Consider the following 12,075-nt stretch of genomic DNA (forward strand, 5'->3'; position numbering starts at 1 on the left):
CAAGCCGCCAACCCGCCATTGCGATACAGTGGCGGGATCGCCCGCAACGACATCACGACCTCATGGATGCATCGCTCTTCCCCGGATTCCGCCAGCTCGCCATCGAAACCGCGCCCGGCATCTCGATCAACGCAATCGTCGGCGGCGCCGGCGCGCCGCTGCTGCTCCTGCATGGCCATCCGCAGACCCACGCGATCTGGCACAAGGTGGCCGGCACGCTCGCCGAACGCTTCACGGTGGTGGCCTGCGACCTGCGCGGCTACGGCGACTCGTCCAAGCCGGCGGGCGACCCCGGCCACCTCGCCTACAGCAAGCGCAGCATGGCCACCGACGCGCTGCGTGTGATGCAGTCGCTGGGCTATCCGCGCTTTCGCGCGCTGGCCCACGACCGCGGCGCGCGCGTGGCGCACCGGCTGATGGCCGACTACCCGGATGCGGTCGAGCGCGCGGTGCTGCTCGACATCGCGCCCACGCTGGCGATGTATGCGCAGACCAGCGAAACCTTCGCCCGCCTGTACTGGCACTGGTTCTTCCTGATCCAGCCGGCGCCGCTGCCGGAACGCCTGATCGAGGCCGATCCCGGCGCCTATGTGCGCGACGTGATGGGCTCGCGCAACGGCTCGCTGGCGGCGTTCGACCCGCGCGCCCTGGCCGAATATGCGCGCTGCCTGGCCAGCCCGGGCGCGGCGCATGGCTTGTGCGAGGACTACCGCGCCGCCGCGAGTATCGACCTCGAACACGACCGCGACGACCGCGCCCACGGCCGCAAGCTGGCCACGCCGCTGCTGGTGCTATGGGGCGCGAATGGCGTGGTGGCACGCTGCTTCGATCCGCTGGCCGAATGGCGCAAGGTGGCGGATGACGTTAGCGGCCACACCCTGCCCTGCGGCCACTACATTGCCGAGGAGGCGCCGGATGCCTTGCTGGCCGCCGCCCTGCCTTTCCTCTCCGGCCTGTAAAGCGCAAGCGAAAATACAAATTGTCACATTGTGTCTTCCTTTTAAGCAACGTTTTGCATTATCATGGTCCTCTCCGCCGCCGCCGGACGGACCGGCAGTGACCTCTTGCAGACCCATCTTGCGATTTCCATGGCAATCCAGCACACCGTTTCGCGCCCGTTCTCCATTCGCCAGTTGCGCCGGCCAGCCGCGGCCTGCGCGCTGGTCCTGCTGTCGGCCGCCGCCGCCGCCGACCAGGTTCCGGACATCGACGACCTGCAGCTGGAAGACCTCGCCAACATCAAGGTGACCTCGCTGTCGCGCCGTCCCGAGCTGTTGTCGGACGCGCCGGCCTCGGTGTTCGTGATCACCGGCGACGAGATCCGGCGCGCCGGCGCCACCACCCTGCCCGAGGCGCTGCGGCTGGCGCCCAACCTGCAGGTGGCGCAGAACGATGCGCGTAACTATGCGATCACCGCGCGTGGCTTCAACAACGTTTTCGAGAACAAGCTGCTGGTGCTGGTCGATGGCCGCGTGGTGTATTCGCCGCTGTTCTCCGGCGTGTTCTGGGACGCGCAGGACGTGATGCTGGACGACGTCGAGCGCATCGAAGTGATCAGCGGCGCGGGCGGCACCATGTGGGGCGCGAACGCGGTCAACGGCGTGATCAACGTGATCACCAAGCGCGCCGACCAGACCCAGGGCACGCTGCTGTCCGCAGCCGGCAGCGCGAAGCAGCAAAACGGCGCCTTGCGCTACGGCGCCACCGCGGCCGGCGGCAGCTACCGCCTGTACGCCAAGACCAGCCACAACGACGACCTCACGCGCGCCAACGGCAGCCCGGACGACTTCGGCATGCGCCGCGAGCAGGCCGGTTTTCGCGCCGACTGGGGTAGCGCGCTGGAACAGTCCACCCTGCAGGGCGACGCCTACCGCGGCTGGCTGCACCAGGCCGGCACGCGCGACATCCGCATCGGCGGCGCCAACCTGCTGGGCCGGATGATGCGCCAGAGCGCCGGCGGTTCGGAGCTGAGCCTGCAGGCCTACTGGGACTACACCGAGCGCAAGCAGCCGGGCGCCTTCATCGAGCACCTGAACACCTTCGACCTGCAGCTGCAGCAGGCCAGACAGCTGGGCATCCACCGCTTGCTGTGGGGCGCCGGCTACCGCCACGCCTACGACCGGGTGCAGAACGACGCCGCCTTCGCCTTCCTGCCGGGCGACCTGAATATGGTGTGGTCGAACCTGTTCCTGCAGGACGAGGTCGCGCTGGCCGACACGCTCAAGCTTACCGGCGGCATCAAGCTCGAACACAACAGCTACACCGGCGCCGAGACCCTGCCGACCGTGCGCCTGGCGTGGAAACCGGCGGCCGGCAAGCTGGCCTGGGCCGCAGTGTCGCGCGCGGTGCGGGCGCCCTCGCGCATCGACCACGACTTCTACAGCCCGACCCACCCGGCGCTGGTCAGCGGCGTGCCGCGCTACGTGATCGGCGGCGGACCCGATTTCGACTCCGAGACCGCCAAGGATATCGAACTGGGTTACCGCGCCCAGGCCGGCGCGCTGTCGTATTCGGCCACCTGGTTCCTGAGCCGCTACGACAAGCTGCGCACCGGCCAGGTCGATCCGGACGGTGTGATCCGCTTCCACAACGGCGGCAATGGCCGCGCGCGTGGCATCGAGGCCTGGGCCACCTGGCAGGCGCTGTCCAACTGGCGCCTGTCGGCCGGCGGCACGGTGCAGCACATCGTGACCAGCTACGATCCGGGCGTGGTGGACATCCTGAGCAGATCCGGCCTGGCCACCAGCGATCCGGCCAACCACTGGCTGCTGCGCTCCTCGACCGATCTCGGCGCCGGCCGCGAGCTGGACCTGACCTTGCGCCACAGCGGCAGCCTGGCCACGCCCTACGTCAAGGCCTACACCACCATGGACCTGCGCTATGGCCTGCGCCTGGGCCGCAACCTGGAGCTGTCCCTGGTCGGCCAGAACCTGTTCGACCGCAAGCACCCGGAGTTCGGCGCGGCCACCGAGGTCGAACGCAGCTTCGCCGCCAAACTGGCCTGGAGCTACTGAACTGGAGCCGCGCATGCCAGCCTCCCGCCTCCTGCCGCGCAACCGCCGGCGCCTGTTGGCCGGTGCGGCGCTGGCCTTGACGCTGGGCTGGGCCCAGGCGCAGACCTCGGCGTTGCAAGCGCCCGGACCCAGCGCGGACCGCGTGAAGGCGGCCTTCATCCTCAAGTTCTTCAACTACGTCGAGTGGCCGGCCGCCGCCTTTGCCACACCCGGCGCGCCCTACGTCATCGGGGTGCAGGGCGATGACGCCGTGCTGGCCGAGCTGCAGCGCCAGGGCGCCGGCCGCCGGTTCAACCACCGCGCGGTGGTGGTGCGCGCGGTCGAGGGCGATGAAGTCCCGGCCGGACTGCAGCTGCTGTTCATCGGCGAACGCGCCCGCATCGAGCCCCTGCTGCGCGCGGTGCATGGGTCGCCGGTACTGGTCGTGACCGACGCCGCCGGCGCGCTCGACCTGGGCAGCATGATCAACTTCAGGCTGGTCGACGACCGCGTCCGCTTCGAGGTGGCGCTCGGCCCGGTGCGCAACGCCGACCTGCTGATCAACAGCCGGCTGCTGAGCGTCGCCATCGCAGTCAACAAAGGAACAGGGCAATGATCAAACGCGCGCGCCGCTCGGTCTCGGCCAAATTCATGCTGGCCGTCCTGGCCACCACCTTCATCGCGCTCCTGGCCTCCGGCGCCGCCGTGCTGGGGCTCGACATCAAGACCTTCCGCGCCAGCGCCGTCAACGACCTGACCACCCAGGCCGGCATCCTGGCCAAGGTCAGCACGCCAGCGCTGGAATTCGGCGACCGCGCGGTGGCGCGCGACAACCTCGCGCAACTGCGCACCCGGCCCGGCATCGCCGCCGCCGCCCTGTACGCGCCCAACGGCGCGCTGTTCGCCAGCTATGCGCGCGACGGCGCCGCGCCGGCCTTGCCGCCCGCGCCGCAGGCGGCCGGCTTCGCCATCGACAGCGACCATATCAGCATGTTCCGCCGCATCCAGCGCGGCAACGAGCTGCTCGGCACGGTCTACCTGAACGCCGACTATCCGCTGCTGCGGCGCGTGCAGCGCTACTTGCTGGTGCTGGCCGGGTCGATGCTGTGCGGCCTGCTGGTCGCGCTGCTGATGTCGGCCTGGCTGCAGTCGGCCGTCACGCGCCCGATCCTGGCCCTGACCGACGCGGTGCGCCAGGTGATCTTCCGGCGCGACTTTTCTGCGCGGGTCGAGAAGACCACCAACGACGAAGTAGGCACCCTGGTCGATGCCTTCAACTCGATGCTGGCCGAGGTCGGGCAGCGCGCCGAGGCGCTGGAGCGCAGCCAGGATGCGCTGTCGCAATTGAACACCACGCTGGAAGAACGCATCGCCCAGCGCACCGCCGAGCTGGGACGCGCGCACGAGCAGCTGCACCAGTCGCAGAAGCTGGAGGCGGTCGGCCAGCTGACCGGCGGCGTCGCGCACGACTTCAACAACGTACTGCAGGTCATCATGAGCAACCTGCAGATGCTGCAGATGTCCCTGGCCGGCAACCCGGCCGCGCAGCGCCGGCTGGAAGCGGCGGCGTTCGCGGCCGACCGCGGCGCCAAGCTGTCGTCGCAGCTGCTGGCCTTCGCGCGGCGCCAGCCGCTGCAGCCGCAGGCGGTGAACCTGTCCTCGGTGCTGCGCCGCATGGACGAGCTGCTGCGCCGCTCGCTGGGCGAGGCGGTCCAGATCGAGACCGTGGTGTCGGGCGGCCTGTGGACCACCCTGGCCGATCCGCACCAGCTGGAGAACGTGATCCTGAACCTGGCGATCAACGCGCGCGACGCCATGAAGGGCAGCGGGCGCCTGACGCTGGAGCTGGGCAACGCGCTGCTGGACGACCAGTACGTGGCCAACGAGCGCGAGGTCCCGGCCGGGCAGTACGTGATGCTGGCGATCTCGGACAACGGCTGCGGCATGCCGCCGTCCGTGCGCGAGCGCGCCTTCGAGCCCTTCTTCACCACCAAGCGCGAAGGCGAAGGCACGGGCCTCGGCCTGTCGATGGCCTACGGCTTCGTCAAGCAGAGCCAGGGCCACATCCGCATCTACAGCGAAGTGGGGTCCGGCACCACCATCAAGATCTACCTGCCGCGCTGCCACGAGCCGGAGGCCGAGCTCACCGAGCCGGCCGCCGGGCGCGCGGTCGGCGGAGACGAGACCATCCTGGTGGTCGAGGACGACCCGGCGGTGCAGGCCACCACGGTCGACATCCTGTCCGGCCTCGGCTACCGGGTACTGAAGGCCAACGACGGCCAAGGGGCCCTGACCATCCTGCAGAGCGGCGTCGCGGCCGACCTGCTGTTCACCGACGTGGTGATGCCGGGCCCGGTGCGCAGCCCGGAGCTGGCGCGCAAGGCCAAGCAGCTGTTGCCGAAGATCGAGGTGCTGTACACCTCCGGCTACACCCAGAACGCGATCGTGCACGATGGCCGCCTCGACCCCGGTGTGGAACTGATCAGCAAGCCCTACCGCCGCGAGGACCTGGCGCGCAAGATCCGCACCATGCTCGACCGCCGCCGCGGCGCGCCCGCGCTGGAGGCGCCTGACGTGCCTGCCGCGGCGCCGGCGCCGGACGCGGCCGCCGGCCTGCACATCCTGCTCGTGGAAGACGACACCGACGCGCGCACCACCACCGGCGAATTGCTCGGCCTGCTGGGCTGCCAGGTCAGCAGCGTGGCCAGCGCGGAAGCGGCGCTGGCCACGCCGGACTTGTCTGAAATAAATGTGCTGTTCACCGACATCAGCCTGCCCGGCATGTCCGGCGTCGAGCTGGCGCGCGCCTTGCTGGCCCAGTTGCCGCGACTGCGCGTGGTGTTCGCCTCGGGCTACGGCGACCTGTCGGGCGAGCAACTTGGGGTCGAGGCCGACTTCCTCGGCAAGCCCTTCGTACTGAACGACTTGCAACAATTGCTGGCCAGGCTGCAGCGCGAGCGCGCCGCGCCGGCGGCGTGACACAGCAGCGTGCGCGCTATGTGTACGAGCGAACAGTAGGCGCCAGCCGCGGCTTGTAGCCTAAGGATGGGTCGGCGCGCCAGATCGGAAGGGGTCAGCATGGGTGTTCTCGAACAGCTTTCGTACGAACAGCGGCTGCAGCTGGTCGTCGGGCAGGACCGCGAACTGGCGCTGATCACGACTGGCCCGGACGGCCTGGTGGTCGACTGGAACGCCGGCGCCGAGGCCCTGTTCGGCTGGACGGGGCAGGAGATGGCCGGCCAGCCCCTGACCCTGATCTTCACCCCAGCCGACATTGCCGACGGCGTCCCGGCCCGCGAAATGCAGGGCGCGGCGGATCGCGGCAGCGCCGCCGACACCCGCTGGCACCGGCGCAAGGACGGTAGCGACGTGTTCGTCCAGGGCGCGCTGGTGGCGCTGCGGCTGCCGGACGGTACGCTGGCGGGCTTCGCCAAGCGCGTGCGCGAGGCCAGCCTGGCGCTCACCTTGCGCCAGAGCGAAGCCACCCTGCGCGCGATGATCAATGCCACCCCGCATATGGTGTGGTCGGCCGACGCCGCCGGCCAGTGCGACTACTTCAACGACAAGATGCTGGCCTTTACCGGCCTGCCGCAGCAGGCGCTGATGGGCGAGGGCTGGGCCGCCAGCGTCGATCCGGAGGACCTGCCGGCGGTCCGCGAGGCCTGGAACCAGGCGGTGCGCGGCGCCACCTCGCTGGCGATCGGGTTCCGCCTCCGCCACCACAGCGGCTGCTACCGCTGGGTACTGTGCCGCGCCGAACCGGTGCTGGACGCGCACGGCGCGGTGACGCGCTGGATGGGCACCAGCACCGACATCCACGACCAGAAGATCGCCGACGCCCGCCTGCGCGACGCCCGCCAGCGGCTGGAGGCGACGCTCAGCGCCGGCAGCATCGGCACCTGGAACTACAACCTGGTCGAGGACCGCGTCCATGCCGACCGCAACATGGCGCAGCTGCACGGCATCCGGGCCGATAGCGGCGAGGGCCTGGCGCCGGAATTGTTCTTCGCCGCGATCCACGAGGACGACCGCGCCGAGGTCCGCGAATGCATCGAACGCGCGATCTCGGGCGGCAACCAGTTCAGCGCACATTACCGGGTGCCGCTGCCTTTCGGCCAGGTACGCCACATCGATGCCCGCGGCAAGGTCGAGTACGCCGCCGACGGCAGCCCGCTGTGGTTCCCCGGCGCAGCGATCGACATCACCGCCCTGCGCGCCTCGCAAGAGGAACTGCGCATGCGCGAGGCGCGCTACCGCACCCTGTTCAACGCGATCGACGAAGGCTTCATCGTGCTCGAGATGGTGTACGGCGAACAAGGTGCGATCGTCGACCACCGCTACCTGGAGGCCAACGACGCGGTGGCCGCCATCATCGGCCGCCGCGACATGGTGGGCAAGCTCGCCAGCGAAGTGTTCCCGGACTATTCGCTGGCCTGGCACGAAATGTTCGCCCAGGTGCTGCGCAGCGGGGAAACGATGCGCTTCATCGCCGAGATCCATGGCCGGAAGCGCTGGATCGATTTCTCGATCTGCAAGATCGGCGACGATTCGCCGGACCAGGTCGCGGTCTTCCTGCGCGATATCACCGAGATGAAGCGGCGCGAAGAGGCGCTGCGCCGCGGCGAGGAGCGCTATCGCGCCCTGTTCAACTCCATCGAACAGGGCTTCGCCGTGATCGAGATGATCGACGATGCCGACGGCAATCCCTACGACTTCCGCTTCCTCGAAGTGAACCCGGCGCTGGGCCGCATCACCGGCCTGCAGGAGGTGGTGGGCAAGACGCTGCGCGAGTTGGTCCCCAATCCCAACCCCGACTGGATCGCGGAATACGGCCGCGTGGTACGCACCGGCGAGGCGCTGCAGCGGATCGACTACTCGGCGGCGCTGGACGGCTGGCTCGATGTCTCGGCGGTGCGGGTCGGACCGGCCGAGCACAGGCAGCTCGCGCTCGTGTTCAGTGATGTCACCGAGCGCCGCCGCCACGACGAAGCGCTGCAGACGCTGGCCGAGGACCTGGCCCGCGCCAACCTGCGCCAGCACGAATTCCTCGCCACCCTCGCCCATGAGCTGCGCAACCCGCTGGCGCCGATCCGCGCCAGCCTCGAGCTGATGCGGCTGTCGCCGGACGGCGCCACCGTGGCCAAGGCGCAAGAGATCATGACGCGCCAGGTCGACCACATGGTCCACCTGGTGGACGACCTGCTCGACCTGGCCCGCATCACCTCCGGCAAGATCGTCCTGAAGAAGGCGCCGGTGCTGCTGCAGTATGTGCTGCGGGGTGCGGCCGAAGCGGCGCTGCCGCTGATCCGGGCGCGCCACCATGCTTTCCGCCAGCACGTCGACCAGGAGCCGATGTGGATGGAGGGCGACGCCAACCGCCTGGTGCAGGTGGTGAGCAACCTGCTGACCAACGCCGCCAAATATACGCCGGAACACGGGGCCGTCACCCTCAGCGCCAGGCGCGAAGGCGATCACGCCCGGATCGAGGTCGCCGACAACGGGATCGGCATCGCGCCGGAAGCGCAGCCGCACGTGTTCGAGATGTTCAGCCAGGCCGGCGCCGGCGGCGCGCTGGCCTACGGCGGGCTCGGGATCGGCCTGAACCTGGTCAAGCGGCTGACCGAGAAGCACGGCGGCACGGTGCGCCTGGAGAGCGCCGGCGCCGGCCAGGGCGCCACCTTCACACTGCTGCTGCCGCTGCGCGAGGCGCCGCCGGCAAGCGCCGCGCCCAGCGAGGCGCCCGCGCCGCCCGCCACGCGCCCGGCCCGCATCCTGGTGGTCGACGACAATATCGACGCCGCCGACATGCTCGGCCAGATCCTGCAGTTCGAGGGCCACGAGGTGACGGTCGCCTACGACGCCGGGGACGCGCTGGCGCACGCGGCGCGCTTCCAGCCCGAAGTCGCGGTGCTGGACATCGGCCTGCCCGGCATGAACGGCCTGCAGCTGGCCGAGGCGCTGCGCGGCGAGGCCGGGCTGGGCGAGGTCAAGCTGATCGCGCTGACCGGCTGGGGCACCGAGCAGGACCGCCGCCGGACCCGCGCCGCCGGCTTCGACGCGCACCTGACCAAGCCGGTCAGCATCGACGCCCTGCACGCCCAGATCGCGCAGCTGGTGTCCTGAGGCAGCCGGCACAGCAAGCCGCTTGCTTGAGCAATCTCAACTTGCAGGGCGATCCATGGCCGACACTGGACCTGTTCCCGGCCTGCCCAGGCCGGGCCTGTCCCGTTTCCAGCCGAGGTCCCCAGCATGGTCAAACTTCCAGGAATTGCTCCCGCCGCGCCCGCCGGCGCCCGCGCCATCGGCCCTGTGCCGGCCGACGAACGTATCGAGGTCACGGTGCGGGTGCGCCGCCAGGCCGAGCTGCCGGGCCACACGCTGGCCACCACCCTCGCCCAGCGCGACTATCTCACCCGCGAGCAGTACGAGGCCAGGCACGGCGCCAGCGCCGCCGACATGGATGCCGTCGCCCGCTTCGCGAGGCAGGCCGGGCTGGTGGTGGTCGAATGCAGCGCGGCGCGGCGCAGCGTGTTCCTGTCCGGCACCGCGGCCGGCATCGCCACCGCCTTCGGCACCACCCTGGAACGCATCGAGCACGATGGCGGCATCTCGCGCCGCTGCACCGCCCCGCTGCAACTGCCGCCCGAGCTGGCCGGCATCGTCGAAGGCGTGTTCGGCATCGACGACACGCCGATCGCGCGCCCGCATTTCCAGCTGTTCCGGCAAGGGGGCGAGGCGGCGCTGGCGGCAGCTGCGGCGGCCGGCGCCTTCACCCCGGTGGAAGTGGCAAAGCTGTATGATTTTCCCGGCGGCGACGGCAGCGGCCAGTGCATCGGCATCATCGAGCTGGGCGGCGGCTACCGCACGCTGGACCTGCAAATCTATTTCCGCAGCCTGGGCCTGCCGGTGCCGAACGTGATGGCGGTGTCGGTGGACGGCGCCAGGAATGCGCCGGGGCTGCCGACCGGCGCCGACGGCGAAGTGATGCTCGATATCGAAATCGCCGGCGCGGTGGCGCCCAAAGCCAGCATCGTGGTCTACTTCGCGCCCAACACCGAGCAAGGTTTCCTCGACGCCATCACCACCGCGATCCACGACAATGTCAACAAGCCGAGCGTGATCTCGATCAGCTGGGGCGCGCCGGAATCGGACTGGAGCGCGCAGGGCCTCGGTTCCTTCGACCAGGCCTTCCAGGCCGCGGCCGCGCTCGGTGTCACCGTGTGCTGCGCCGCGGGCGACGCCGGCTCGGGCGACCAGAATCCCCAGAACGAACAGCCGGACGGCAAGGCGCACGCCGACTTCCCGGCGTCCAGCCCCTACGTGCTGGCCTGCGGCGGCACACGGCTGAGCGCCAATAACGGCGCTATCGCCAGCGAAGTGGTGTGGAACGACGATCCCACGTCCAGTGCCGGCGGCGGCGGTGTCAGCGATGTGTTCGCCCTGCCGGATTACCAGAAGGACGCCCGCGTCCCGGCCTCCGCCAACCCTGGCGCGCGCGTGGGCCGCGGCCTGCCGGACGTGGCCGGCAACGCCTCGCCCGCCACCGGCTACAAGGTGCGCGTGGACTTCCTCAACTTTGTGGTGGGCGGCACCAGCGCGGTGTCGCCATTGTGGGCCGGGCTGGTGGCGCTGATGAATGCGAGCTTGCCCAAGCCGGTAGGCTGGCTCAATCCGCTGCTGTACGGCACTGTCGCGGGCAGCGGCGCCTTCCACGACATCACCAGCGGCAACATCGGCGCCTACGCGGCGGGGCCGGGCTGGGATGCCTGCACCGGCTGGGGCTCGCCGGACGGGGCGCGCCTGCTGGCCACACTCGCGGGGCAATGCTAGCGATTGCGGCGCGTCAACGAACATTTCGCCGGTAACGGTTTGGAACAATTTTGTTTCGTGCGCGTGCTCGTCGCCTTTTACGATGAGCACATGAACTTTAGCTTTTTGTCACCACAATTTGGCTATTGCACCGTGAGGCTGTGGGCCTCGGGCCGCTACGGCTTCGTGCTTCCGAAGAAAGTGGAAATCACGCGGCCCAGCGGCGAAGTGGCGAGCTTCGAGTACCACAACCGCAACGCCGCCCGGAAGTACGAGCTGAGCAACCGCTCGCTGGTGCGGATCGCGATCGCCCAGTTCCTGAGCGGCGCGCACGATGCCGGCACCCGCCCCATCGACGATGAGGCGGCGCCGTACATCGGGCCGCTGACCCAGATCCGCTCGCTGGTGCCGCCGTCGGCGCCGCTGCGGGTGCGTCCCGGCACGCGCTATGGCAGGAAGGCCGGGGCATGAATCCCGGCACCCGCCACCGCCACTTCACCCCGGCCCAGGTCAGGATGATGGTCGGGCGCGCCGAACGGCAGCTGGAACAGATCGCGGCCGCCGCCGCGCCGGCCGAGCGCAGCATCGGCGCGGCCTGGCGCTTCATCTTCGACGACGCCGTGGTCTCGCTGATCCGCGTGTTCCGCGAACACGTGGAAGGCGCGAGCGCGGTGGCGACCCAGATCGCACGCGAATACGCGCATGGTGTCGACCAGGAAACGCGGCGCGCCACCGTCGCTTGCCTGCGCCGCATCCAGCACATCGTGCGCGAGGCGCGCAGCCGCCACCTCGCCTGATTGCTTATCTCCGGTTAAGTGTCAAGACCGCCTGTGAGTTTATAATGGGCGCATGGGCAAACACCGTAAAACGTGGGCAACACAGGCATGGATCGCGATCTTCGCGATCCTGCTGAGCGTGTTCGCACCCGCCCTGAACCACCTGCCCGCGGCCCAGGCCAGCGAGCACGAAGTCGAAGTCTGCACCAGCGAAGGCATGGCCATGGTCGCCGTCGACGACGACGGCCACGATCACGACGGCCAGCCCGGTGGCGCCCAGCACGACGGCGGCGGACATTGCGGCTACTGCGGCCTGCACACCGGTTCGCATGCCTTCATCCCGCCCTCGCCCATCGCCCCGCTCGCTCCCTCCGGCGCCGCGCTGATGCCGCGCCTGTTCTACCAGTCCCCGCGCCTGCTGTTCGCCTGGACGGTTGCCTCCTCGCGCGCGCCGCCCGCCCTCGCCTGATCACGCCATGAAGCGGACCTCACCGTCC

9 protein-coding genes are annotated in these 12,075 nt (G+C 69.8%); all 9 read left to right on the top strand.

Annotated elements, in window-relative coordinates; all coding sequences use genetic code 11:
- The first annotated feature begins 62 nt into the window (after nucleotides 1-62).
- The 9 genes from NX778_RS14750 (at nucleotide 63) to NX778_RS14790 (ending at nucleotide 12,047) form a co-directional block, all read left to right on the top strand.
- On the top strand, nucleotides 63-959 hold the full coding sequence (locus NX778_RS14750; protein ID WP_258812508.1) for an alpha/beta fold hydrolase: 897 nt from the start codon (nucleotides 63-65) through the stop codon (nucleotides 957-959).
- A 129-nt stretch (nucleotides 960-1,088) separates the two neighbouring features.
- Complete coding sequence (locus tag NX778_RS14755; RefSeq protein ID WP_258812509.1) at nucleotides 1,089-3,014, top strand: TOL_0244 family TonB-dependent receptor; 1,926 nt, start codon at nucleotides 1,089-1,091, stop codon at nucleotides 3,012-3,014.
- Nucleotides 3,015-3,027: 13 nt separating this feature from the next.
- Nucleotides 3,028-3,609 carry a TOL_0243 family YfiR-like periplasmic protein gene (locus tag NX778_RS14760; protein ID WP_258812510.1) on the top strand — a complete coding sequence of 194 codons (582 nt, stop codon included), beginning with the start codon at nucleotides 3,028-3,030 and terminating at the stop codon, nucleotides 3,607-3,609.
- A complete protein-coding gene (locus NX778_RS14765) occupies nucleotides 3,606-5,972 on the top strand; it encodes a sensor histidine kinase, YfiR-like protein-associated (protein ID WP_258812511.1) in 2,367 nt (788 codons plus the stop codon). The genes NX778_RS14760 and NX778_RS14765 overlap by 4 nt, the downstream gene beginning before the upstream one ends.
- A gap of 99 nt (nucleotides 5,973-6,071) precedes the next feature.
- Nucleotides 6,072-9,116, top strand: a complete 3,045-nt coding sequence (locus NX778_RS14770; RefSeq protein WP_258812512.1) for a hybrid sensor histidine kinase/response regulator — start codon at nucleotides 6,072-6,074, stop codon at nucleotides 9,114-9,116.
- Between the two features lie 126 nt (nucleotides 9,117-9,242).
- The gene (locus tag NX778_RS14775) at nucleotides 9,243-10,823 is read left to right on the top strand and encodes a S53 family peptidase (protein WP_258812513.1); all 1,581 of its coding nucleotides are present in this window, start codon (nucleotides 9,243-9,245) and stop codon (nucleotides 10,821-10,823) included.
- A gap of 90 nt (nucleotides 10,824-10,913) precedes the next feature.
- Entirely contained in the window at nucleotides 10,914-11,273 is a 360-nt protein-coding gene (locus tag NX778_RS14780) for a hypothetical protein (RefSeq protein ID WP_258812514.1), read from the top strand.
- Nucleotides 11,270-11,599 carry a hypothetical protein gene (locus tag NX778_RS14785; RefSeq protein ID WP_258812515.1) on the top strand — a complete coding sequence of 110 codons (330 nt, stop codon included), beginning with the start codon at nucleotides 11,270-11,272 and terminating at the stop codon, nucleotides 11,597-11,599. The genes NX778_RS14780 and NX778_RS14785 overlap by 4 nt, the downstream gene beginning before the upstream one ends.
- 52 nt (nucleotides 11,600-11,651) lie before the next feature.
- A complete protein-coding gene (locus NX778_RS14790) occupies nucleotides 11,652-12,047 on the top strand; it encodes a DUF2946 domain-containing protein (protein WP_258812516.1) in 396 nt (131 codons plus the stop codon).
- The last annotated feature ends 28 nt before the right edge of the window (nucleotides 12,048-12,075 follow it).

Origin of the sequence: Massilia terrae (assembly GCF_024753145.1) — a bacterium.
Taxonomy (GTDB): domain Bacteria; phylum Pseudomonadota; class Gammaproteobacteria; order Burkholderiales; family Burkholderiaceae_D; genus Telluria; species Telluria terrae.

Bases quoted from the DNA above. Each gene is read 5' to 3' on its own strand.
- NX778_RS14750 (WP_258812508.1), top strand. From the start codon at position 63: ATGGATGCATCGCTCTTCCCCGGATTCCGCCAGCTCGCCATCGAAACC.
- NX778_RS14755 (WP_258812509.1), top strand. From the start codon at position 1,089: ATGGCAATCCAGCACACCGTTTCGCGCCCGTTCTCCATTCGCCAGTTG.
- NX778_RS14760 (WP_258812510.1), top strand. From the start codon at position 3,028: ATGCCAGCCTCCCGCCTCCTGCCGCGCAACCGCCGGCGCCTGTTGGCC.
- NX778_RS14765 (WP_258812511.1), top strand. From the start codon at position 3,606: ATGATCAAACGCGCGCGCCGCTCGGTCTCGGCCAAATTCATGCTGGCC.
- NX778_RS14770 (WP_258812512.1), top strand. From the start codon at position 6,072: ATGGGTGTTCTCGAACAGCTTTCGTACGAACAGCGGCTGCAGCTGGTC.
- NX778_RS14775 (WP_258812513.1), top strand. From the start codon at position 9,243: ATGGTCAAACTTCCAGGAATTGCTCCCGCCGCGCCCGCCGGCGCCCGC.
- NX778_RS14780 (WP_258812514.1), top strand. From the start codon at position 10,914: ATGAACTTTAGCTTTTTGTCACCACAATTTGGCTATTGCACCGTGAGG.
- NX778_RS14785 (WP_258812515.1), top strand. From the start codon at position 11,270: ATGAATCCCGGCACCCGCCACCGCCACTTCACCCCGGCCCAGGTCAGG.
- NX778_RS14790 (WP_258812516.1), top strand. From the start codon at position 11,652: ATGGGCAAACACCGTAAAACGTGGGCAACACAGGCATGGATCGCGATC.